12 protein-coding genes and 3 pseudogenes are annotated in these 23,678 nt (G+C 69.0%); 5 read left to right on the top strand and 10 right to left on the bottom strand.

All coding sequences use genetic code 11. The features are described from left to right. Positions 1-483: 483 nt before the first annotated feature. Positions 484-1,869, bottom strand: coding sequence for an MFS transporter (locus AC5WS8_RS36625; RefSeq protein WP_496107807.1), 1,386 nt, complete (start codon positions 1,867-1,869; stop codon positions 484-486). A 611-nt stretch (positions 1,870-2,480) separates the two neighbouring features. On the opposite strand from AC5WS8_RS36625, the gene AC5WS8_RS36620 reads away from it, so the two are divergent. Further along, complete coding sequence (locus AC5WS8_RS36620; protein WP_496107806.1) at positions 2,481-2,831, top strand: STAS domain-containing protein; 351 nt, start codon at positions 2,481-2,483, stop codon at positions 2,829-2,831. Between the two features lie 275 nt (positions 2,832-3,106). Here the strand turns inward: AC5WS8_RS36620 and AC5WS8_RS36615 are convergent, their stop codons facing one another. Beyond that, entirely contained in the window at positions 3,107-3,799 is a 693-nt protein-coding gene (locus AC5WS8_RS36615; RefSeq protein ID WP_496107805.1) for a GAF and ANTAR domain-containing protein, read from the bottom strand. 156 nt (positions 3,800-3,955) lie between these two features. Here AC5WS8_RS36615 and AC5WS8_RS36610 point away from each other — a divergent pair. Further along, positions 3,956-4,224, top strand: a pseudogene (locus AC5WS8_RS36610) (chlorophyllase); the annotation flags it as partial. A gap of 288 nt (positions 4,225-4,512) precedes the next feature. Here the strand turns inward: AC5WS8_RS36610 and AC5WS8_RS36605 are convergent. Further along, positions 4,513-5,883, bottom strand: a complete 1,371-nt coding sequence (locus tag AC5WS8_RS36605; RefSeq protein ID WP_496107804.1) for an FAD-dependent monooxygenase — start codon at positions 5,881-5,883, stop codon at positions 4,513-4,515. A gap of 71 nt (positions 5,884-5,954) precedes the next feature. Here AC5WS8_RS36605 and AC5WS8_RS36600 point away from each other — a divergent pair, with 71 nt between their 5' ends. Further along, positions 5,955-6,605 carry a TetR/AcrR family transcriptional regulator C-terminal domain-containing protein gene (locus AC5WS8_RS36600; protein WP_496107803.1) on the top strand — a complete coding sequence of 217 codons (651 nt, stop codon included), beginning with the start codon at positions 5,955-5,957 and terminating at the stop codon, positions 6,603-6,605. Positions 6,606-6,733: 128 nt separating this feature from the next. Beyond that, a pseudogene (locus AC5WS8_RS36595) lies at positions 6,734-6,951 on the top strand (transposase); the annotation flags it as partial. 53 nt (positions 6,952-7,004) lie between these two features. On the opposite strand, the gene AC5WS8_RS36590 reads toward AC5WS8_RS36595, so the two are convergent. The 7 genes and pseudogenes from AC5WS8_RS36590 to AC5WS8_RS36560 all read right to left on the bottom strand — a co-directional run bounded on the left by AC5WS8_RS36590 (position 7,005) and on the right by AC5WS8_RS36560 (position 22,878). Further along, the gene (locus AC5WS8_RS36590) at positions 7,005-7,628 is read right to left on the bottom strand and encodes a hypothetical protein (RefSeq protein ID WP_496107802.1); all 624 of its coding nucleotides are present in this window, start codon (positions 7,626-7,628) and stop codon (positions 7,005-7,007) included. Positions 7,629-7,738: 110 nt separating this feature from the next. After that, positions 7,739-8,065, bottom strand: coding sequence for a hypothetical protein (locus AC5WS8_RS36585; RefSeq protein ID WP_496107801.1), 327 nt, complete (start codon positions 8,063-8,065; stop codon positions 7,739-7,741). A 504-nt stretch (positions 8,066-8,569) separates the two neighbouring features. Continuing rightward, positions 8,570-9,205 carry a T6SS immunity protein Tdi1 domain-containing protein gene (locus AC5WS8_RS36580; RefSeq protein ID WP_496107800.1) on the bottom strand — a complete coding sequence of 212 codons (636 nt, stop codon included), beginning with the start codon at positions 9,203-9,205 and terminating at the stop codon, positions 8,570-8,572. Next, positions 9,205-20,196, bottom strand: coding sequence for a LamG-like jellyroll fold domain-containing protein (locus AC5WS8_RS36575; protein ID WP_496107799.1), 10,992 nt, complete (start codon positions 20,194-20,196; stop codon positions 9,205-9,207). The genes AC5WS8_RS36580 and AC5WS8_RS36575 overlap by 1 nt, the downstream gene beginning before the upstream one ends. A 1,504-nt stretch (positions 20,197-21,700) precedes the next feature. Beyond that, positions 21,701-21,925, bottom strand: a complete 225-nt coding sequence (locus AC5WS8_RS36570; RefSeq protein WP_496107798.1) for a hypothetical protein — start codon at positions 21,923-21,925, stop codon at positions 21,701-21,703. 124 nt (positions 21,926-22,049) lie between these two features. After that, positions 22,050-22,514: pseudogene (locus tag AC5WS8_RS36565) on the bottom strand (ATP-binding protein); the annotation flags it as partial. Between the two features lie 208 nt (positions 22,515-22,722). Beyond that, a complete protein-coding gene (locus AC5WS8_RS36560) occupies positions 22,723-22,878 on the bottom strand; it encodes a DUF6131 family protein (RefSeq protein WP_496107797.1) in 156 nt (51 codons plus the stop codon). 295 nt (positions 22,879-23,173) lie between these two features. Between AC5WS8_RS36560 and AC5WS8_RS36555 the strand changes: the two genes are divergently transcribed. After that, positions 23,174-23,407, top strand: a complete 234-nt coding sequence (locus tag AC5WS8_RS36555) for a DUF5133 domain-containing protein (RefSeq protein ID WP_496107796.1) — start codon at positions 23,174-23,176, stop codon at positions 23,405-23,407. The last annotated feature ends 271 nt before the right edge of the window (positions 23,408-23,678 follow it).

Here is a 23,678-nt window from a genome sequence, read left to right as displayed (position 1 = left end):
GCGGACGCGCCGCCCGCGCACGGCGGAGAAGAGGGCGCGCGTCTGCGTCTGTCCATGACGCAAACGCCTTCCGTGCTCGTCACACAGAACCAGGACGCAGTGCTGATGGCCTTGGCTGCTGTCCCAGCAGCCAAGGCGGCGGAGCACAGCGCGCCGGTGGACCCTTCCCTCATCCCTCCCCTGAAGAAGCCGAAGATGCAACAGGACAGGACGATCGCTGGTTCACCGTTCACTGTCGGTGTTCCAGCGGTATCGATCGGTATCGTCCCCCCGGGCTACGGAAGGCATACCGGCGGGCTCTATGTGTGCCGCCGCAGTGGTGCGCCGGTGTTGGTCTGTTCCACTGCTGCCAATGCGGCCGCCGCCCGCCCGGTAGCCCCGCTGACAGCAGGGGGTGCTTTCGCAGAAGGCCGGCATGTCGCGCGGATGGTCCGTGGCACCCTTATCCACCGTTTTGCGCCTGACTGTCAGTGGGCCGGCGCGTCAGCGCCCACCCGTCGCCTGGCCGGTCCTGTCCGAGGCGACGGCCGTGGCCACGTCTCGGGGGTAGGTGCGCAGGGCCAGGAGGCCGAGCAGCCCCGCGGCGGTGAGCGGCACCAGGCAGAGCAGGAACGTCCACCTCAGGCCGTGACTGGGGAAAAGACTGGCGGCCGTGTAACCGAACAGCAGGGGCGCCGCGAGTTCTCCGAGCGTGCGCACGGCGGTCCGCGCCGACTCCGACGTCCCCCACAGGCCCGACGGAACGACATCCAGACGCGCTGCGTCGAGGGGCGGGTTGGTGGCCGTCACCGTGATGCCGCCCACGAACAGGAGAGGGACTGCCGCCAGGGGAGAGGTGATGAGGAACGCGGGCGCGAGTACCAGCGGGGAGACGAGCAGCGACAGCACCGGGACGATGATGCGTCCGTTCAGGTGGCCGGTTCGCAGCAGCCGGTCGGCCAGGTGACCACCGAGATACAGGCCGATGACGCCGCCGGCGCCGATGACCAGGGCCACCGCACTGGCCGCCGCTTGGCTGATGCCGTACTGCTGCGTGGAGAAGAGCACGCCGAACGTGTGTACGCCGGCGAAGAAGAAGTGCGCCAGGGATGACGCCGTGATCATGATCAGGATGGTGGGGATCCGCAGGACGTAGAGGAACGCCCTGGACACCGGCATGTGCCGGGGATCCTCCCGCAGGACCGCGGTCCGGCGCGGGGGAACCTCGTTGTCGACGACCGGGCGATCGGCCCTGTCACGGGCGGCGGCGCCGGTGCGCCCGGGGTTGGACACCGGCTTGCAGGAGCGATCATCCTCTCTGGCGTTGGTGTTCGGGGCCGGAACCCGCCAGCCTCCCCGGGGTGGCTCGCGGGTGCGCCACACGCGCCGTGACAACAGGACCGCGGGAACAGCGGGCCAGGCGAGGGAGAGCCGCCAGGACCCGAACGAAGCAAGGGCGGTCGTCATGACAAGGCCGAGACCGCTGCCCAGGAACTCCCCCATCAGGATGAAGGCGTACAACTGTGCCCGTCGGGACGCCGGAAAGAAGTCGCCGACGAGGGAGGCGACCGTAGGACCGGTTGTCGCCGTGACGGCGCCCAGCGCGGCCCGGGTCACGACGAGCCAGGTGAAGGACGGCGCCGCCGCGGACAGTCCGGTCGCCACGGCCCACAGCAGAATGCTGCCGCCGAGCAGACGGACGCGGACGACCCGGTCGGTCAGGACTCCGACGGGCATGGTGAAAACTGCGCCCGTCAAAGAAGTGATCGAGGCGAGCAGGCCGAGACCGGCGTGGCCGATTCCGAAGGTGTGCTCCAGGCTGCGCGCGTTGACCGCCAACGTGCCCTTGTCCACGCCTTCCAGGCTGACCACCCCGGCGAGCAGCGCCATGGGCTTCAGGTACCTGGCGCCTCCCACCCGGCTCGCGGCTCGCGCGGTCAGCCCACGCGCGATGGACCGTACGCTGCGCCTTGGCCGTCTGTGCGGCATGACATGGTGGCCCTTCCTCACGGTGGATCCGGCCGGATTCATACGCGAGTGCGGTGCACCGCAGGCTCTCCGCCTCTTTTCGATTCTGCGCCGACGGGCGGGGCGGGGCATTGCCGGAGACCGATTCAGGGGTGAGCACCGCGGTCGGCGGCCTCCTGCGAGCCCGACGTTTACCAGGCAGGCGGGCAGCTTCTCCTCGACGGCCTCCCACGCAAGCGACGGTCCGAACCAGTCGCCGTCCCCACCCTGCCAGGGCTTCGAGATCATCTCGGGATCCACGGTGAGCCGACTGGGGCGGGCGGAGGTGCCTCCGCTCCTGGTCCGGGGGCCCAGGCGAGGCACACGTCCGACGGCCTGGCCTCATGATGACCCCTCGCGCCCGGCGGCTTCACGTCCTCCTGGAAGCCCAGCCCGCCCACCAACGGTGCGCCTCGCACGGGGATGCCTGCCTCGGACATCCGCACGAAGACCGGCCTTTGACGTCACGTGCGTACAACCGGGACGCTGAGGGGGTGGACAGCAATGCTGACGACCCGCTCGGCGAGCGGCTGCGCCTCGCCACCACCAGCCGGCACAGCCGGACGGTGGTGTCGGTGGCAGGCGAGGTGGATCATCTCACCGCGGCCCGACTCGGGGACGAGCTCGGGGCCGCGATGCTCGGCGGTGCTCGCTGGGTGGAGGCCGACTTCAGCCAGGTCGACTTCTGCGACTGCGCCGGGCTGAGCGTCCTTCTCGCAGCACGCAGCCACTTTGAGGATGCCGGGGTGCGCTTTTCCGTAGCGGGGCCGGTCACTCCGGCTGTCGACCGGTTGTTCCGGCTGACCGGTACGGGCCGGCTCCTGCGGCGACGCGAAGCAGCCTGATCCGCACCGTCCCGGCTGTCCCGGGCCGAGAACACCGCTCCCCCGCTTGTCCCCGACTCCCTGAGCGTGGTCCGGTTCATCCTGCGGCTGTGACACATGACGCTCAGGAGACGCTGTGATTCAAGGGCTGGTGACTTCGCCCCCAAGGCCCGTTCCCCCGTGTGGGTTGTCCGCGGGTCGGGCGGGTGGCATCCGCCCGTCGCCTGCCCGCCCAGCGCCCCAGCGCCCTCGCGGCTTCGGCGGAGCCGCCCCTGCACGCGCAGGACAGCTGGTGATCAGGCTGGGTCGGTGCGTCCGCTCCTGATCTCCTGTGCCAGGTCCCGCATTTTGACGTTGTGGTGCTGGGAGATGCGGCGCAGCACGTTGAAGGCGTCGTCTTCGCTCAGTTGGTGGCGTTCCATGAGGATGCCCATGGCCTCGCCGATGGCGTGCCGGGTCTCCAGGGCGTGCTCGAGCTGGTCGATGGTGCGGGCGCTGGACAGGGCGACGGCGGCGTGCGAGGCCAGTAGCCAGCCGGCGGTCTCGATGTCCTTGCTGAACGCTCCGCGGTGGCGTGCGTACAGGTTCAGCGCGCCGAAGTCCTCGTTGTCGGTGTAGAGGAGCACCCCGGTCATGCTGCCGATGCCCAGCTTGCGGGCCCCCTCGGCGAACCGTTCCCAGGCCGGTTGCGGCTGGGCCATGTCCGCGATCCGGTACACGCGCTCACCGCCCGCACGCCGGGCGAGATCGAAGCACGGGCCCTCGCCCAGTTCGGCCTGGAGCCGGTCGGACTCGCGGACCATCTCCCCGCAGGCGGCCAGGGTCACGGCCCGGCCCTTGCGCACCGCGAGGATCCCTGCCGCATCACAGCCCTCCACCAACGCGACCGCCGACGCCGAGACCTCATCCAGCGTCGCCTGGACCGAGTCCTGGGCCAGCAGATCCCGCGCGAGCCGAGCCATCTGCTCGGCATACTCGCGCCACTGCATCCGCCACCACCTGCCTCGACGTTTCCTGGTTCGTTGGTTCCGCCACTGCTCCAGCCGCCCGCAGCAACCAGGAAGTGCAGCGACACATCGTAGGCGCGCCGCGAGGCCCCGTGCTTGTATACCGCGCCGTGCGGATCTGCGCCCGCCGGATCGAGCGGGCCTCAGCACCATGCTGCCGGAAACCCGCGCCCCAGGCCCCAAGACCCTGCTCACCCTGTCCGACGCGGAGCACGGTCTCGGCGGCATCGCCGGATACGACGCCGCCGAGCCACGGACGAGAACCCCGAGCGAGTCGCCGCGCCCGCCCGGCTCACCGCGGCGCCTACCTCCACACCCGGCTTCACCCCGGCGCCCTCACCTGGCAGACCGGGTGCGAGGCACTGACGACCGGCTCCGGCGCGGTAGGACGAGTCGAATCCAAGTAGTAAGCCCCCATCCCCGTAGGCATCCTGCCGGGACAGGCGGAAAGGACGCACAGGGACAGTCAGCGGGCTCGTACCCGGCGACGCTGTCCGGGCAGCCGACCGCCACGGTGTGAAGCGCCTCGGCGCCCGGGGTCCTCAGCCGTGATCGGCCGCCTCCGCGCTGCCCGGATTCCTGCACTGTTCGCATCGAATCGCAGCCGACCGCGCACACTGCGGAAACCGGTGGTGAAACTGGCGCCGGCAGGCGCGCGGGAGGGGGTCAGGGTCTAGAGAAGGTCTAGAGATGGGCTAGAGACCGACGCGGGGGAGATAGGCGGACAGGCCGTCCGGGGTCTCGCCCGCCCAGCCGACGTAGCCGTCGGGCCGGACCAGGAAGACACCCGAACCGTATGAACCGGGGGCGGCGGGCAGGGCCCGTATGTCCGGCCGCGGCGCCGATGCGCCCAGCAGCGTCCAGTGCGGCCCCCGGAACGCGTCGAAGAGGCGGACGCCGTCCACCGTGCCGTTTGGGGCCCGGTCGCCCGCCCGAATCCCGGGACCGTCCCCTCGGGTCTCGACGCTCAGCGACGACTCCCGGTAGCCCAGCTCGAGCTGCACCGTGGCCCGCCCCCGCCGCACCTCGCCCCGGTGCACCCCCGTCGTCAGGTCCAGCATCGCCGCCGCGTTCGCCCGCCGCTCCTCCTCGTAGGTGTCCAGCAGCGCCTCCGGTGCCCCGTCGCGCAGTACCGCGCCCAGCTTCCAGCCCAGGTTGTAGGCATCCTGCACGCTGGTGTTGAGGCCCTGGCCGCCGGCCGGGGAGTGCAGATGGGCCGCGTCCCCGGCGAGCAGGACCCGACCCACCCGGAAACGGTCGGCCAGGGCGGCGCGCGGCCGGAAGTCCGACGCCCAGCGCAGCTCGGTGACGTCCTCGGCGTCCAGGTGCGTGGACGCTGCCACCAGTTCGCGGATGCCGTCGAGGGACAGTTCGGGCGCGGTGCCGTCCGCGCAGCGCGCCTGCAGCTGGAATTCTTCCGTGCCGGGGAGCGGGCAGAGCATGACGCCGGTGCCGTCGGCCGCCGGGAAGACATGCCAGTGGTCCCGGTCGAGGCCCCGCACCCGTACGTCCGCCACCATGAAGGGCGCCGGATCCACGGTCGCCCCGGTCATACCGACGCCCAGGGCCCGGCGGATCACCGAGCGACCGCCGTCGGCCGCGACCACGTACCGCGCATGGAGTGCCGTACCGTCGGCGAACTCCACCGTGGCGCCCTCGGTGTCCTGAGTCACGCCCGTCACCTCGCGGCCGAAGGCGACCCGGCCGCCCAGCTCCAGCAGCCGGGCGTGGAGCACCTGCTGGGTGCGCCACTGCGGGACCATCAGCGGATCGGTGCAGGGAGTGCCTTCGTCGGCCTCCACCGGATCGAACATCGGCTCCTCGCCGAGCCGTTCACCGTCCCGCCAGATCATCCGGACCGGGTAGGAACCGCCGGCCGCGCGGATCGCGGCCAGGACCCCCAGGTCGTCGAAGACCTCCTGGGTGCGTGGCTGGAGGCCCTTGCCTCGCGAGCCGGGGAACAGGGCGTCTGCCCGCTCCACCACCAGTGCCGCCACGCCCCGCCGGGCCAGGTCGATACCGAGGGCCAGTCCGGTCGGGCCGGCACCCACGATCACAACATCCACCGCAAACCTCCTTAACGCCGTTAAGTTCCGTCGACGACGAGCGTGCCCTTAACGCTGTTAAGCTGTCAAGCGTGAGCCCCCAGAAACGCGCCCCCCTGGACCGCCGCCGGGTCGCGGACACCGCGCTGCGACTGCTGAACGAAGTCGGTCTGGAAGGGCTGACCCTGCGCGCCATCGCTCGGGAACTGGACGTGAAGGCGCCCGCCCTGTACTGGCACTTCGCGGACAAGCAGGCACTTCTGGACGAGATGGCGACCGAGATGTACCGGCGGATGGTCGTCGGCACCGCGCTCGATCCGGACGACACCTGGCAGGAGCGGCTGCGGAAGATCAACCGTGCGCTGCGGGCCGCTCTGCTGGCCCATCGCGACGGCGCCAGGGTCTTCAGCGGGTCACGGTTCACCGGCGTCGACCACGCCCCCGCCCTGGAGGCCGACCTGCGGCTGTTCACCCAGGCCGGGTTCACCCTCGTCCAGGCGGTCGACGCGGGCCGGACGGCGAACGTGTACACGGTCGGCTTCGTCACCGAGGAGCAGGGCGTGCGACCGCTGCCCGGTGAGCGCCGGGAGGGGTACGACATCGGGGAACGCTCCCGGCGGCTGGCCGGGTTCCCGCTCGCGGCGGCGGCCGGAGAGATGCTCTTCGACGACTACGACCGCCAGTTCGAGGAGGGCCTGGCGGTCGTGATCGCGGGCATCGGGGCGCGCTACGGGATCGGCTGACCGGTGCCGGCACCGGCTTGAACGCGCGCCACAGGCGCGGACCGAACGGCTTCTCCGCGAACCGGTGGATCAGCCACGCCGGCACCGGCATGGTGAGCACGGTCGGCACGAACGTCGCCGGCCGGGGCAACGCGATCGAGTCGGTCAACGCGCGGATTCCGGCGAGCGGTCAAGGCGCGCCGGCACTTCCCCTACGAGCAGGCCGCCCTGCGATGCGTCTCCATGGCCATCATGTCGCTCGCCCCTCACCGGCAAGGGCGACGCCCGCCGGACCGTGCGCCGGAAGACCGCGCCGAAGGCCTTCGACATCACCTTCGACGGCCGACTCTCAGCGGCCCGTCAGTAACCCGACCAGCCCGAGTTCACCGCTCGTTCGACAGACTCCTCCGGCACCGCCGCTCAGCTCCGGTCGTTCACCGCCCGTTCGACGGCCGCGGCCACGTCGGCGCGCAGCCCGTCGCCGACGCCGACCGTGCTCACGTTCCCGCCGTCGTGACCGCCGCCGACCAGCACGAAGTCGACCTTCCCGTAGTGCGGTGCGGTGCCGGCCGCCGCCGTCACCTCGGGCCGGCCGACGGCCAGCACGACCTCACAGGAGCGCTGCAGCATCCCGTTGAGGAACGGACGCGCGTTGCCGACGCTCTGCTCCCCGGTCACCTGCGTGTAGCTGACCCGGGCATGGGTTTTGAGGGAGGCGTCCTGCATGCCCTGCCAGACCGTGGCAGCCGTGTGACCGACGATGCCGTCCTTGTCGGTGAGCAGGCAGGCGTCGGTCTCGGTGTAGTGCCGGGCCCGGGTGTCGGGGATCGGCGGCCGGTCATCGGATGAGAAGAGGAAGAAGCCGGTCACCAGCAGCGCGCCGACGACGGCCACCGCGCCCGCCGCGAGCGCGATGGTGCGCCCGCGCACTGAGCGCAGCCAGGCGACGGCGGCCCGCCCCACCACCGCCAGCCGGGCGCCCGTGGCCCGCTGCTTGTCCTGCGTGGGGCGCCCCTGTGATACCTGCCGGACCTGCTTGGTCATGTCCTACCTGCTCTCTTGCCGTGCGCCAGCGTCGGACGCCGGTTCTTGCTGTGCCCCGGGCTCAACCCCGCTGTGCCTGGGCTCAGCGGTCGTTCTTGCCGTACTCCGTCTCAGCGGTGGTCGGACCGCCGAGCCCAAGCGGTCCAGGCGTGCGCTGAGGCTCCCACCGTGGACAGCAGGATCAACAGCAGATCAGCCGCGAACAGCAGTCCGTGGGTGTCCTCGGGGGTCAGTGCCAGCTCGGTGACCCAGGCCACGAGCACGGCACCGAAGACCGCGAAAGCCCACCAGTCGGCGCGTCCACGTCGCCGTAGCGCCATTACCAGGGAGGGCACGGGGCAGAGGAGGCCGAAGCTGACGACGGGCAGCGCGGTGAGCGCGGCCCGTACGACGTTCGGCCACAGCGCGGCCGACCTATAGATGATAGCGGTCCTCATCCGTTGTCCCTTTCGGAGAGCTCTGGCCGGTGGTTCGGGGGCGGGAAGCTTCCCGCTCACGCGCCATCAGAAGATAACGGTTTTTACCTGCTCGACGAAAGCCAGGTGCGCGGCCCCGACCCGAAGCATGAAACGTGTAACGGGGAACTCGCCGACGGGTAAGTTCGCGAAAATCAGGGCGGCCTGACTTCGACAGAGGCGCCTCACCCTCGTCGCCCATCAGGTGCATATCCACGGTCGAGACAACCGCATTCACTGCGACATATGGACTGCCTGACACAAAGGGTACGGATTCCAAGATCGCATACCGCGGCGAAGCCAGCAGCCCCAGAGACGCGGTGCCCATCACGGGCCATCGCAGGTCCAGTGCCGTTCGGCGCGCGGGGTTAGGGGTGCTCACCGATAGCACGTCGCCAGCAAGAACAGCACGAAGTGGGCCGACACGGTTGCGCCGACCCACTACCCGCTATGTTCGACTACGCACCATCAGAGGGCACCGACCTGTCACTCCGTCGGCGGCCTCTGAATCTCGACTCCCCCGATCTGAGTGCCGTTCGGGAGATCTCGCGTCTGCGTGCGCAGCTGACCCATCAGTGACCAGTACACGTCCCGATCGGAAAGCTCGAGGTTGGCCACGCTGCCGCTGCCACCGAGGAACAACGGGACCTTGAAGCCCACGCACTGACCCTTCTGTGGTGCAGCGCCACCCGCCGCCCTCCACTCTCTGAAGAGGTCCAGCGCCAGGTAGGTGTCCGGATCGTTGACGAATTCGATGTCGAATAGTTCCGGGATTCCGCAGTCGATATCGAACGCCTCGCCGGATCCGGGTTCGAGAAGCAGCAGCCGCTTTCGAGGACCGGTGGTCCGCTTGGCGTCGATACAGAACTGGCGACCCAGCCAATCCTCTGCGATCGGAATGATGACCTCGGCGAACTCCGGGAATGCCTCGGCGGCCAGCAGTCGCACCTGATCCGCCTCATCCCGCGAGTGTACCCGCACCAGCCCTCCGCCGAAATCCAGGCCTGCGGCGAGCTCCAGAAGCTCGGCAAGTCCGGGAGCATTTTCCACTGCCTCGACCGCGGAAGGCTCGACACTTCCCTCCGACGCCGGGGAGAAAGCGGACAGAAATCGCTCGTACACTAGCAAACCTTTTTTAGAGTTACACCGCAGATACGTGTACCCATCGGGTACTTTCTGAGCTGTGCAGCAATCTGCGCACCCAGAGTCGAGTTCACATGCCCCTCCAGGGGAGACAAATTCTCGATGACGTCTTCCCCGCCTAGCTGGAGATCACGCATGTGATCGCCGTGGTAACCCTCGGGCACGTCAACTCCGGCCTTCCGGAGGCGTCCCGCCGCGGATCCCTTTTCCACACGCACCGCCGGCGTCTTCCGGAGATCTCCTTCCTTGGCGATTCCGTCGAGATAGTCAGCCTTCTCCTGAGCCTCGTCGACCTGGGTCTTGGACCATTCAGGCTTCGCGTTGAGTTCAAGGTGAACGTCGTCGTCTTCGCCGCAGTTGTGGACCAGGACCGGGGTGTCCCCCGCTTCCACATAGTACGTGTGGAGGGTGCCGATCGTGAGGTCATAGGTCGTGGTGTTCGCGTGGTACAGGCGGACACCGGTGACCTGGGCCGTGCCCGTCGGCGTCTGGAGGACGTCGCCCGCCTTCAGATCCTTGGCCTCGACGAAAGCCGACTGGGTCTCGTCGTAGAAGGGGTGGTGGAAGGTGGTCGTCAGCTGTGCGTCGTGCGAACCATTCGCCGCCGGGCTGACTGCCGCCACCGGCGCCGTCGCCGGCTGGTGTGCCTCACCGTGGCCGTGACCGGCCGACAGCGCGCCAAGGATCGCGGCCGACGCCGCCAGGCCAAAGACCGCCTTGCGGGCCGCCTTCTTGGCCACGGACTTGACCATCGACTTGGCACCGGTCTTCCCAGACCGCTTGATCGTCACGTCCACGAAGTCGTGGTCCGTGTGCGTCACGATCACGTCGGTGACCTTGTGCGCCTCTGTACCCGCGGCACCCGGAACCGAGTTGGCGATCGTGTCGCCGACCTTGATCTGGTCGATGGCCTTCGTCGTGCCGTCTGCCATCAGCACCTGGGTGGAACCGGTGAAGCTGTGCGGCAGTCTCCTGGGGATCCGGCAACTCGGGCCGGACTCCTCGCCGGCACCGCCCGCGTCGTCGGAATGCGACTGAGCCTTCGTCCCGGCCCCTTCCGCTTCCGCAGTCGAAGCCGCCCCGTCCGTGGCATCCGCCGCCGCTGTCTCCTCGGCGTCGGTCACGCCCTTGCCGAACAGCCCGCCCACGACCTTCATCGCCTTCGGGGCCGCCTTGGCCAGCAGGGAGCCGCCGACCTTGCCGAGGATGCCGCCGGCCGCACCGGCCACGGCGCCCGTGACCGCCGAGCCCGCGAACGCGCCCACGCTGCAGTCGCCGCCGCCGTTCTCCGCGCACTTGAAGCCCTGCTCGACCAGCGAGCCCGCCGCACCCGCGGCGGCCGCGCAGCCGATCGAGCCGACGCCGCCGGTGATCGCCTCACAGCCGGCGAACACCGCAGTGGAGACCACGAAGGAGGTGATCGCCGCGGCGTGGTGCTTGACGAACTTCGCCGCCGACTTCACGGCCTTGACGGTGGCGTGGTAGGCCGTCCTGGCCGCGTGGGCGATCGCGTGCGCGGCCTTCCTCACGGCGTGGACGATCCTCTTCGCCGCCTTCTTCACCGCGTGCACCACACGGTGTACCACGCGCGAGATCCTGTGGTAGGCGGAGTGAACCGCATGGACCACTCGGTGATAGATGCGTCTGACGTGCCTGGCCGCGTAGTGGTAGACGCGCCGGACCACCCGCACGGTGGCGCGGTACACGTCCCGCACCCGGTGCGCGATCTTGTGGGCCGCGTGCTTGATCGCGTGGACCACCCTGCGGGCCACGTGCTTGATCGCGTGGTAGGCCTTGTGGACGGCGTGCTTGACGGCGTGCGCCACATGGTGGGCGACCTTCTTGACCCCGCACACCACGTCGTACCAGGAGCAGTGACCCGAGTCGTCCGTACCCGCCAGCGGGTTGTCGTCGACGTAGGCGAACGGGTTGGCCGCCACCGAGTTCGGCACCGGGTCCAGCGAGACGCTGTCCTTGTTCAGGAACTGGCCCGTACCCGGGTTGTACCAGCGTGACGCCGTACCGACGTCACCCGTGCCGGGCTCGGTCCAGCCGGACTGGAAGCCCAGGTGGCCGGTGATCGTGTCGGTCGGCGAGACCACCTTGCCCAGCGGGTCGTACGACACCGAGCCGGCCAGCGAGGTGGCACCCGAGGTGAAGGTGCCGACCACGTCGTTGTGCTGGTCCGTCAGGGCCAGGGCACCGCTGCCGCCCGTCGGCTTGATGCCGACGATGCCGCCTTCCGGGTCGTAGCCGTAGGTGTAGTCACCGTCCGAGGCGATCGTGTTGTCAGCGCCGGAGTAGGCGAAGGTCCGGGTGATGCCGGTGCCCGTGTCACGGTCGGAGATGTTCCGGCCGAGCGCGTCCAGGGTGTACGACTGCTGACCGGCGACGACCTGGCCGCCGAAGGCGTCCGTCTTGTACGCCGTCGTGCCGGAGGCCGACGACTCCTGCGTCATCGTGCCGCGCGCCGAGTAGTCGTAGCTGTGCACGCCGTCCGAGGTGAGCTCGTCCCGCGCGTCGTACGTGTAGACGTTCGAGCCGTTGCGGATGCGGTTGCCCGAGGCGTCGTACGCGTACTGCGTGGTCGTCGTGCCGTTGTTCCACGACGTCAGGCGGTTGGCCCAGTCGTAGGTGTAGGTGTTCGACGACGCACCCGACACGCCCGTCGTCGTCTTCGACGTCAGGTTGCCGTTGTTGTCGTAGCCGTAGGCGAAGCTCGCAAGCGTCGTTGCGCCCTGCACCAGGGTGTCGCTGGTCAGCTCGTGCGCGCTGTTGTAGCCGAAGGTGCGGGTCTGTCCCGTCGATCCGTACTTGATCGTCTTCAGCTGGTTCAGGTTGTCGTAGCCGTACGTAAGTTGCGTGCCCGTCGTGGCGTCGTTCAGGGACGACAGGCGGCCGGCCGTGTCATAGCCGTACGTCGTCGTGCCCGCCGCGTCCGTGCGGGACGTCATCTGGCCGTCGTTGTTGTAGGCGAAGCTGGACGAGCCGCCCGAGCCCGACGCCGTCAGCACATCGCTGCGGTCGTCGTAGGTGAACGCGGCGTGGGTGGCCGCCTGGTGGTCCACCGCTCCGGCGATGCCCGCCTCGTCGGTGTCCGCGGACAGCACCCGGCCGTCGGCGTCGTAGGTGAAGTGCCGTGTCGCGGAGGCCGCGTCGGCGCCCTGGCCGGACATCGACTTCAGCTGACCCAGCGAGTCGTACGTCATCGACGTCGTCACGCCACCGGGCAGCGTCACGTTGGTGAGCCGGCCGTCCGCGTCGTAGGCGAAGGTCGTCGTCGAGTCGGCCGCCGAGGTGTACTTGGCGGTGGTCGGCTCGATCACCTTCTCCTGCTGGCCCCACGGCGTGTACGTGTACCGCCAGGAGTTGCCGCGGCCGTCCGTGAAGCGCGTGCGGTTGCCCGCGGCGTCGTAGCCGAACGTAGTGGTGATCGACGTCGAGGCGTCGACCGGCTGGGTCTCCTGCGTGACGGTACCGGCCGCGTCGTAGGTGAAGTGGCTGGTGTGGCCGTTGGCGTCGGTGGAGGCGGTCAGGTTGCCGACACCGTCGTACTGCTGGTCGGTCTCCCAGAGCTTCGTGCCACCGGCGTCGTACTGCTTCGTCACCACCGGGTCGCCGGAGGCGTTGAAGTCCGTCTCGGTGGACGTTCCGTCGGCGAGGATCGTCTTCTGACGATTGCCCATGAAGTCGTACGTGTAGCGGGTGGTGTCGCCCGCGCCGTCCGTGACCGAGGTGACGTCACCGGTCCGGTTGTAGCCGTACGACGTGGTCACACCGCCCGGCGACGTGGCCGAGGCCAGGTGCGCGCCGTAGGGGTTGCCGGACGTGACCGCGTACGAGCTGGTGGTCGTCAGCGTCTTCGTCGACGGGTAGCGCTCCAGCGTCGTCTGGGTGAGCTGCCGGCCCAGGAAGTCGTACGTGGCCTGGGTCTGGGCGCCGGTCGGATCCGTCGCGGACAGCCGGTCGCCGTCCGCGTCGTACGTCGCGTGCGTCTTCGTCCCGTCCGGTGCGGTCGTCTGGGCGAGGTTGCCCATCTGGTCGTAGAGGTACGAGGTGGTCTTGCCGCCCGGCGTGGTGACGGAGGTCTGGTTGCCCTCACTGTCGTACGTGTACACGGTGGTACCCGCGTTGGCCGTCGAGCCGCCCGCCGGGGTGTACGGCGGCAGGGTCGCGGAGACCTTGTTGCCCTCGGCGTCGTACGCCGTGGTGGTGACCAGGCCGTTCGGGTCCTGCTCCTCGACGGCCTCACCGAAGGTGTTGAAGCCGCTGGTGGTGACCGGGCGCACGGTGGAGGCCGTGGTGCCGTCCGGCTCCGCCTGGACGGCGGGCGCGGTGGTGACCGCGAGATTGCCCGCCTCGTCGTAGGAGTAGTCGGTGGTGTGCTGCTCGGCGTCCGTCATGGACGTCGGCAGGCCCCTCTTGTCGTAGGTGTACTTGGTGGTCTGCGCGTCCGAGGAGCCGACGGTGCCGCCGGTGCGGCCCTTGCCGTACAGCGAGGAGACCTCGGAGGCCGACAGTACGCGCTGATAGACCTGCACGTTCGAGACGGAAGCGGGCAGCGGGTCGTCGGCGGCGCCGGCCCACTTGTCCTGGCCGATCGTGAGCGGGCCGGTGGCCGCCCAGGGCGTGGTGTTGGTGCCGCCCGAGCCGGACAGGGCGCCGTTGACGTACAGCTTCATCGCGCCGGTGGTGGAGTCGTACACACCGACCAGGTGCGTCCAGGTGTTGCTCGTCGGCGCGCCGGAGGAGTACGCCGCCGGGAACGTCGGGCTGGCCGCGTCCTTGCTCGTGTCGACGAGGCCCCACAGCGGCGCGTTGCTGTGCGTGTAGTTGTACTCCAGCGCGAACGCGCTGTTCGTGGTGCCGGTCTGCGCGACCACCGCCGCGTTGTGCGTCGGCAGCGAGCTCATCTTCACCCACGCCGAGACCGTGTACGACGTGGTGGTGTCCAGCACCGGACCGTTGGTGGCGATCCCCGTGGAGGTCGTGCCGTCGAAGGTCGCGGCGCTGTCGCTCCACGTGACACCCGTGGCCCGACCGGTGTTGCCCGTGCCGGAGGCATCCGTGACGGACGTGCCGGACGACTGGTCGAGCTTCCACCAGCCCGCCGGGTGACCCGACGCGTCCCCGTACAGCGTTTCGCTGAGCAGGTTGCCCATGTCGTCGTAGGTGTTGGTGGTGGTGCGGTCGTAGCCCGAGGCGTCGTGGTCGTTCTCGGTGGCGACCTCGTCGTTCGGCGTGTACGACACGGTGGTCACCCGGTCCACACCGGTCGGGTCCTCCTCGGTGGAGGTGGTCCTGGAGGCGGCGTCGACCGTGTACTTGGTGACGTTCTCGCCGTTGTCCGTGGTCTGTGAGAGCAGGTTGCCGGCCGCGTCGTAGCTGTCCGACTCGAGCACGTAGGTGCTCTGGCCGTCGGCGCTGGTCCGCTTCACCGTCGAGGTCAGACCGTCGTCGGTGTAGGTGTACGCCGTGGTGTTGCCCATCGCGTCGGTGACCGACGCCAGGCGCCCGGCCGGGTCGTAGGCCCGGGAGGACTCGACGAGCAGGGTCGGCGTCTGCGGGTCGACCGGGTCGCCCTTGTACATGAGGCCCTGGGTGAGCAGGTTGCCCTCGGCGTCGTACGTGTACTGGGTCTCGTTGCCGGCGCTGGTGACCTCCTTGGTCCTGTTGCCGGACGAGTCGTAGGTGTACGTCGTCGTGTTGCCGTAGGACGCGCCCGCGGCCACATTGGCGTCCGACTCGGTTGCCACGTGGTCGTACTGGTCGTAGGTCCACGTCTGGGTGCGGGAGCGGTCGCCGCCGCCGGCGTCGGCCACGGTCTGCGAGGTGGTGTTGCCGTCCTCGTCGTAGACCGTGCTGGTCACGGCGGAGTGCGTGGCGCCGGTGACGCGGTCGGTGATCTGCGGGTCGTCCTCTTCGGTCACCTGACCGGCCGCGTCGTACTTGTACGTCGTGGTCAGGCCGTTCGGGTAGGTGTCGGAGACGACCTTCTGAGTGGTGACCTGGCCCAGGCCGTCGTAGGTGTACTGGGTGACCAGGCCGATGGCGTCGGTGGTGGAGGCCACGTCGCCGTTCGAGAAGTAGGAGACCTGGTTGACCGCGCCACCGGGGCTGACGGTCTTCACCGGCAGGCCCTTGGGCACCACACCGCCGTCGGCGGACGGGTAGGCGCTGGTGCCGTCGCTGTAGACGGTCGTCGTGGTACGGCCGTCCGGGAAGCCCGCGACGGCCGGACCGGTGATCGCGGTCTGGTTGCCGGCCGAGTCGTACGTGTACGACGTCAGGTAGGTGTTGTCGGTCGCGGACGAGGAACGGCCGTCACGCTCGGTCAGCAGCTGGTCGTTCCGCGGATCGGCGGTGGTCAGCTGCGCCGTGGTGTCGTCCGGGTAGTACGTGTAGTACTCGGTGTTGCACTTGTTCGCGGCCTGGTCCTGGCAGGACGTCGAGGAGACGATGTTGCCGCGGACGTCGTGACCCGTGACGGTCATCGAACCGTTGGGGTCGGTCACGGTGTGTTCGAAACCGGCCGTGTCGTAGCCGAAGCTGGTCCTGTTGCCCAGGGCGTCGGTCTCGGTCAGCGCGCGGTTGCCGTGCGTGACGTCGTAGGTGTAGGTGAGCGTCGCGTTGGTCGGCGTGGTCACCGTCACCGTCTTCACCGGCAGCAGGCCGGAGGAGTTCTGCGCCGCTTCGAAGTGGGCGTCCACGTCGTCGGAGGACAGCTGCGAGCGGTAGAACGCCGCCTCGGCGATGGAGCCCTTGAAGTAGGTGGCGTAGCCGGTGTTGTCGGTGGTGTTGTGGTGCGCCTCGTCCGGCCAGTTGCCGCCGAGGAAGCCCGCGCCGACGTAGGTGTAGTTCTGACCGCTCATGGCGGCGGTGCCGGTCTGGGTGCCGACCAGGTTGCCGTCCAGATACAGGGACTGGCTGGTGGCGGACGTGGAGAGGACCACGTGGTGCCACTTGTTGTCGGTCACCACGGACGCGGACCCGATCGGCTTGGTGGAGCCGCCGGAGAAGTAGAACTCACCGTACAGCTTGCCGCTGCCGCCCACGTAGAGGATGGGCGTGTACGACCCGGGGGTGGTGCCGCCCGTCAACGGGTCCTTCGACGCGGCGAACAGCACACCGTTGGCTGTGGAGGTCTTGAACCACATGTCGACCGACTCGGCACCCGAACCCGGCACGGTGCCGCTGGGCAGCGCCACGTCGGAGCTGGTGCCGTTGAACGACGCCGTGGTGTGGTCGCTGAACACACCGCTCGCGCCGAGCGTCACCGCGTTGTATGTGCCCTGGCCACCGTGCACTTCGTCGAGGGCCGTCGAGGCGCCCGCCGACTCGCCGAAGCGGTAGTACTGGGTGGGGGCACCACCCAGCACAGCCCCCCGGTAGGTGTTGCTGGAACCGGCGATGGTCGGCGGGTTGAGCTTCCAGACACCGCCGTTCTCGTCGGTCAGCTGGGTGACACGGGCGGCGTCGGTGTCGTAGGCGATGCCGGCGAACGTCTTGCCCGACGGACGGGTGATGGACGTCAGCAGCGGCGACGCATGGGTGGCCGCGGTGTGGATCCGGGCGACCTGGTCGGCAGTCAGCGCGCTCGGGTAGAACGCGGCGTCCGCGATGGTGCCGTTGAAGTAGGTCGGGTAGCCGGTGTCGTCCGTGGTCGAGTGGTGCGGCTCGTCCGGCCAGGTGCCGCCGAGGAAGCCGGCACCGATGTAGGTGTGGTTCTGCAGCGCGCTGTGGTAGCCGTTGCTGTAGGAGATCATGCCGGACAGCGAGCCGACCTTGGCACCGTCGAGGTACAGGGTCTGGCTGGAGCCGGCGCCCGAGAGGACCACCTCGTGCCAGGCGCCGTCGTTGACGGCGGCGGTGCTGACGATCGGCTGGACGGCGTTGCTGTTCCAGAACTCCGCGTTCAGCTTGCCGTCGCTGCCGACGTAGATGCCCGGGGTGTACTGGCCCTGGGTCATACTGCTGCTGATCGGCAGCGTGGAGTAGGAGAACAGCACACCCGGAGCCGTCGTGGTCTTGAACCACATCGACAGGGTCAGCTGGGTGGAGCTGGAGGCCAGGCTCGGCGGCAGCTCGAGGTAGGAGGAGGAGCCGTTGAACTGGGCCGCCGTCGCGGTGGACCCGGCCAGCGGGCCGGTCTGGCCCAGCGTGACGTTGTTGTACGTCGCGTTGTCCGTGCCCTCGCTGTCACCCACCGAGCTGGCCGCGACGGTGCCGCTGGACTCGTTGAGCTGCCAGAGCGAGGACGCGCCGGCGTTCTCCACCTCGGTGTGGAACTGCGAGCCGTTGGTGTAGCCGTACGCCGTGCACTTGGTGGTGGACAGCGGCGAGCAGACCTGCGTCAGCTTGTCGCCGGTGTACCCGTACGTCCAGGTCTGGACGCTGTTGCCGTCGTTCGGGTCGACCGGGTCGGTGACCACGGTGGCCACGTGCGCGGACGTCGCGCCGCTGGGCGTGGACCAGGTGAGGTTCAGGGAGCGGCCGGAGACCGCGGACTTCATCGTGGTGACGTGACCGGAGGTCCAGGTGAAGTCGACCGAACGGTTGTCGGCGTCCGTCACGGACGTGATGCCGTACGCCCCCGTGCCCACGGACTGGGTGAAGGTGTAGACGGTGTCGTCCTTGTCGGTCAGCGTGTAGCCGGTCGGCGAGGTCACCGACCGCAGCATCGCGAACCGGCCCGAGGGCGCGGAGAAGGTACCGTCCGCGTTCTTGCCGAACCCGACCTCGGAGCCGTCCGGGTAGGTCGTCACGACACCCGTCAGGGTGCCGCTCGCGTTCTTCTGCTCGGTGACCTTGGCGTCGAAGATGCTCGACCAGCCGGCACCGAAGGCACCCGAGGTGCGGAAGTCACGGGAGTTGTAGTCGCGCTGGACGTCGAGGCTGGGGCCGACGGTCGAGATGGAGGCGTCCGTGTCGGACGTCGTGTAGTTGCCGATCGTCGCGTCGTAGCCGTGGTCGCTGCTGTTCTGCGACAGCTCCGAGGTGATGAACGGCTGCGGCACCTCGGTGGTCAGCGCCGACATCGGCGACACGGTCGAGTACTTGGTGCCGTCGTAGGCCTGGGCGGTCCAGCTGTACGTCGTGTTCCAGGTCAGCTTGCCCGCCGGAACGGTCCAGTTGGGGGTCGTCACCCAGCCGGAGTCCACGACCAGCGTGCCTGTGGAGTTGTAGACCTTGAAGTCGTACTTCTGCGCGACCGGGTTCTGCTGGAAGTCCGCGAACGCCTGCAGCTCGGGCGTGACCGTGGAGACCGAGGAGTTGTTCGCCGGGAAGGTCGCCTCGACCATCGGCGCGATGTCACCCGTGTAGTCGTACACGATGTACGGCTCGTCGCCCGGGTTGGCCATCGAGGCGAACTGCTTCCAGTGCAGATTGTCCGTGGTCGTGGCGTAGATCGCCAGACCGTGGTCCGCGCTGGTGCCGCTGGCCCACTTCTGGATGGACGCCGTGTCCAGCGGCACCGTCACCCAGTCACCGCCGGTCGCGCTGCCGGAGGTGTTCGCGCACGCGTGGGGCACCGAGGGCGTCACGCTGCCTATCGACGCGCCGTGCGCAGGACCGGGGTACGTCATGGCGTCCGTGGGGTCCCACGCCGACGACGCCTGCGCGACGTTGAACGACTCCGCGGTGCACGTCGACGCCCAGATGTCGTACAGGTGCAGGTTCGCCGAGACCATGGTCACGCCGGAACCGTCGAAGCTGGTCCGCCAGTCCTGCACGAAGGAGACCGCGGAGTGCGTACCGGAGTCGTAGGAGCCGACCTTCATGGTCTGCTCCTGCGAACGGTCCACGGGCGAGTAGCCCGACTCCGCGTACGTGGTGTGGACGTAGTCCCACACCGAGGTGTCCGGGTCCACCGTCACCGGGAACTCACGGGCCTTGGCGTGCAGCCAGGCACTGTCGAGGGTCATCCTGAGCGCCGGCTTGCCGTGCTCGGTGATCAGCTCGTAGCTCACCGCGTGCGTGGTGGCGCGCTCGCCGGAGACCTTGTCGATCTTCGAGTCGAACGCGTACGCCGCCGGGATCGACGCCACGCCCTTGCCCTGGGCGTCACGCAGGTCCACCCCGCCTGACTTGTTGAGCTCGGCCGTCAGGCCCTTCAGTTGAAGGGGGAAGACCCAGGAGTTGGCGGCCTTCGCCGAGTGCAGCACCAGTTCCTGGCGCATGCCGACGGACGTCGACGTCAGCTGCAGGTCGGTGTCGGGAAGGACCTTCGGGTAGGAGACCGTCGAGCCGTCGGCCCTGCCAGCGGCCGATGCGGCGCCGTCGAGCCCGAACGCGATGCTGTTGCCGTCCTTGGCGAACGACGCGAGCTTCTGGTCAGAGGCCTCAGGAGCGAAGGCGACGTCCATGGCGTTGGACTTCTCGTCGAAGCGGCCGTCGGAGCCACGGGCGACGTCCGTGTCGATCTGTTGCCAGTCGCCCTTGGAGTCCTTGTAGTTCAGCGGGAACGGCGAAACCTTCCGGCTGAACGAGCCGTCGGCGTTGCGGTAGTACGTCGAGTGCGCCGTCGATTTGGCGGCCACCCGCTTGCTCGTCCGGGCGTTGAAGCCGCGGAACGAGGCGCTCTTGCCCGCCTTCACCGTGGACCGGTGCGCCTGGTAGGCAGCCAGCTCACCGCGGCCCCTGCCCGGCCTGTGGCCCGCGCCACGGTGCGCCTCGGTCGCGGCGGCCGACACATGGTGGCGCCGGCCGGCCGCGGTGCCGGACTGCTGGTGCGGGAGCTTGCCCCAGTTCGGGTCGGTGAACCACGACGCCAGCGAGGACAGGCTGAGGCTCGGCATCTGGATCCGGCCCAGTTCCATGCCTTCGGCGAGGGCCTGATTCGTGGTCAGCATCAGCGCGAGCGCGGTGAGTACCAGCACGGCTATGGAGCGCCGCGCCTTGTGGGCACGACGTGCGGGCCGCGTGGCGCGCTGGGGGCGTAGGCGGCGGCTGAGCGGCCACAGAGGCACGGTGAGGACTCCAGTTATCAAGAGCGGCAGAAAAGCGTCACGATCTTGCCGTCTGTGAACGTCTTGTTGACGCTTGGAGAACTGATCTTGCATGGAGCTTGACAAATCCTTGCCGAACCTGACCGATTTGCGGTGCGGCGCCCCTTTGCAACTTGTGAACCGCTTTACTCAACCGTCACACATCCTGGATCTTTTCTTCATGCGTCGGTGATCGATGCGGAGTGTACGGTTCCGTCTCCGCGGCCCCGTCTGCTCCCAGCGGGTGCCGCATCCGACGTTCGACCCGACGTACACGGCGTACCAGCGTTCCGGTTCGCGCTGGTCCCGGGACCAGCGCGCCCATCACCTCGGCTTCGCCCGCGGTGTCGAAGGCGGCCTGGTCCAGCGGCGCCACTCCGTCGGCGAGGCACCGACTTTCGTGGGGGCCGGGGCGGTGGAGCCGAGGGCAGCGCCGACGCGGGCGTTGACCCGCAGCCACGGGTCGTGCGGCTGCCCGTCGACGGACAGCCGCCTGCGTACTCGGTGATCGGGGCGCGCGGTTCCCGGCGCTTGGCGCTGGAGACTCCATCGCCCCGGCCTGCGTACCGGCGCGACCACCTCACGGAAGCCATGGGCACGGGCGTTGTCCCGCATCGCCTTCAGCATGACGATGGACAGATGGACAGATGGACAGATGGACAAATGGACAGGTGGGCAGGTGGGCAGGTGGACAGGTGGGCAGGTGGGCAGGTGGGCAGGTGGACAGGTGGGCAGCCCGTGGCCTGGACGTGCTGCGTCAAGGCCCTCGGTCTGCCCTCTTGCCCTCCGCGGGGAGCGGGCGCAGGTGGCGCAGGTGCCGGTCCAGCACTCAACAGGTCCAGAAGGTGCATCGAGGGCCTGGTAGGTCAGGCCGACAGTCGGGCGTTGGGATCGACCGCCGCAGGCGGGTGGGAACTCCGCCCCGTCTCGGGCACAGCCCGGCGCACCCTGCGGGCATGTCCGTGCTGCCGTCCCGGCGGGTTCTTGGTCTGCCGGGTCCCTTTCGCGGCACCCCGATCCTGGTCATGACCGCCTCGAAGGCAGGCGCGCGTCACCCGTCTTGCCTGCGGTGACGTCGAGGGCCAAGGGCCGGGCCCAGCCGTCACCGGCCAGGTGGACCTTCGTGCCCGGGCCGCCGCGGGAACGTCCGAGTGCGTGACCTTCGGGTTCGGAGCGGCCCGGCGTCCCCGTTTCCCGGCTCCGTCGGCGTGCTGGTGGGCCGGGCGGACGGTGCAAATCCACCGACACGGTCCAGCTCACGTCATCACCGGCGTCTGCCGCGGCCAGGATCGCGGCGAGGGTTCGTTCCCACGTGCCGTCGGGGAAAAGCCGTCGGGGAAAAGTGACGCTGGTCAACCCCTACGGCACCTTCACCGAGCGGCTCCGACTGCCCATGACCGGCCACCGGTCGGGAGACGGCCGCGATGAACATCACGGCACTGCTGGACGGCCCTTCCAGTAGGGGCTGTCGTGACGACGGGGCCGACTACACCGCGCCGGTGGCGAACAGCTCGAGGTGTCCGCACTTGGGGCAGCGGAACGCCTCTATCTGTCGCCGGGGCCGGCCCATCCGCTTGGCGCCCCCGAAGATCCCCCGCTCCAACGCGCCCTCGATCCAGCGCGCGTACCCGCGCGAGCTGTCGCCGGCATCCTCGATGAAACCCTCCACCAGACCGGTGGTGCCGCAGTAGGTACACGTGTAGTTGTTCACCCCGTGAGTGTAGGAAACGACGTCAGCTGTCGGCAGTGGTCACGGCTTTGATGCCGGAGCGGCTTGCCTTGGGGAGGAATGGTCGGCATGACGATGTGAAGAGCGTCCGAGCGGCGGCGTTCGCTCAAGATCGGGAACTGGGAGACGGTCCCCGAGGGTGATCGGCGGAACTGCGCGGCCTGTGGAACGCCCGTCCGGTCGTTCCAGTACCGCTTCCATCCGCCGGAGTCCCCCATGTTCGAGAGGCGCATCGGGTTCGCCCGGTGTTCCGGCTGCCGGGTCCACTCCGGCTCGACCGTGCACATTCCTCGGAAGCGAGTCCTCGTTGATGCCCTGGCGGCGCTGCCTCGTGAGCAGCGGGAACGTGTCGAACGAAGCGAATCCGGACTGATCGAATACTTGGACGGGCAGGTCCGGGGACGTGGCCCGCGTCCAGTCGTCTTCTTGCCACCCCGGGCGGGCCGAGCGGGGTGACGTTGGTCCCGTTCTCAGCGCACGCCAGGGCGGCCAGGCCGCGGATCTCGCGCGGGTCCAGGGCGGGCTGGAACGAGAAGTGGTAGTCGTCCAGGGTTCGTGGTGCGGCAGTCTGCGTTTGCCGAAGGACGGGCTGACGTCACCACCCCGCGATCACTCTGCCGAGTACCGGGATCCGAGTCCCACACCGCCGCCTCCAGCTGGTCACCGACGATCCGCAGATCCATCGGCGCCGGGCCTGGGCGCCGGCCTCGCACGCGGCTCGGGCAGGGAAGAGGTACCTCCCCTGCCCGGGCGACCGCGGCTCCCGTTTTCCGCTGTCTTCACCAGTAGTGCCGGTGGCCGGCGACTGCGTGGCCCATGGAGCCCAGGATCCACAGCACAGCGCCGATCACGGCGAGGATGATGCCGATGGTCCACAGGATGGATATGCCGGTGACAAAGCCGACGACGAGCAAGATGATGCCGAGGACGATCACGGCCGCCTCCCGCTGCCAGTAGTGCTCCTTTCACTGTGCGCCTGTAGCGACGACTTGCTCCCGTGGGAAGGGAAAAATTTTCCGCCCGGCCAGGCCCTGAGGGCGCCCGGAAGGCAGGCTGCGGCGCCGGTGGGGACGGGGACAGCCGCAGGGATCCACAGTGCGGTCCGACACCCGAAAGCAGTGCAGAGCGTCTCCTCGCGGCCCGTGAACAGTCGACGGCGCAGGCCCTGAGCCGACATGAAGTGCTGGACGGCGTGGTGGGTCGGAGACTGGGTACGAAAGGAGAGCTCCCATGTTGATGGCTCACCCCACCGTGCTACGGGATCTTGTCGAGGAGTACGAAGCCCTCGCGGCTGTGCACGCCGACCAGGCAGACAGCGCGCAGGCACGCCAGCGGATGGAGGACGTCGCCTACACCCTGTGTGTGTCCACCGGCACCCGGGATGTGCAGGCGGCTCTCGCCGTCGCCCGCCGACAGCTGCGTCATCCCCGCAGCGGCGGTGCGTCCGTTGCGAACAGCGGCTGACACCCGGCGCGGCCGGCTCGGCCCACTGCCCGGAAACGGGTCACGTCCTGGTCGGCCTGGCGCACATGTGGCGCTCGTTCGGGCCTCCATGGCACGACAGCGCAGTCAGGAGGTTGCGGTGCCCGCTCGGGGGCACTCGGAGCGTCGGGAGCCACAGGACGCACACCAGCAGCGGAAGCAGCGGCGATCGCACAGGCCTCAGGGCAAGGGAAAGAGTCGTGGCACTGCGCATCGGGGCAGAAGAAGAGTTCCATGTGGTCGACGTGGAGAG

The organism is Streptomyces sp. PTL18 (assembly GCF_059510295.1).
This window is presented reverse-complemented; position numbering and strand designations above follow the sequence as displayed.

What these genes read in the sequence shown, in the direction of transcription:
- AC5WS8_RS36590 (WP_496107802.1), bottom strand. Translation starts at nt 7,628, where the DNA reads ATGACCAAGCAGGTCCGGCAGGTATCACAGGGGCGCCCCACGCAGGAC.
- AC5WS8_RS36555 (WP_496107796.1), top strand. Translation starts at nt 23,174, where the DNA reads ATGTTGATGGCTCACCCCACCGTGCTACGGGATCTTGTCGAGGAGTAC.
- AC5WS8_RS36615 (WP_496107805.1), bottom strand. Translation starts at nt 3,799, where the DNA reads ATGCAGTGGCGCGAGTATGCCGAGCAGATGGCTCGGCTCGCGCGGGAT.
- AC5WS8_RS36625 (WP_496107807.1), bottom strand. Translation starts at nt 1,869, where the DNA reads ATGGCGCTGCTCGCCGGGGTGGTCAGCCTGGAAGGCGTGGACAAGGGC.
- AC5WS8_RS36585 (WP_496107801.1), bottom strand. Translation starts at nt 8,065, where the DNA reads ATGAGGACCGCTATCATCTATAGGTCGGCCGCGCTGTGGCCGAACGTC.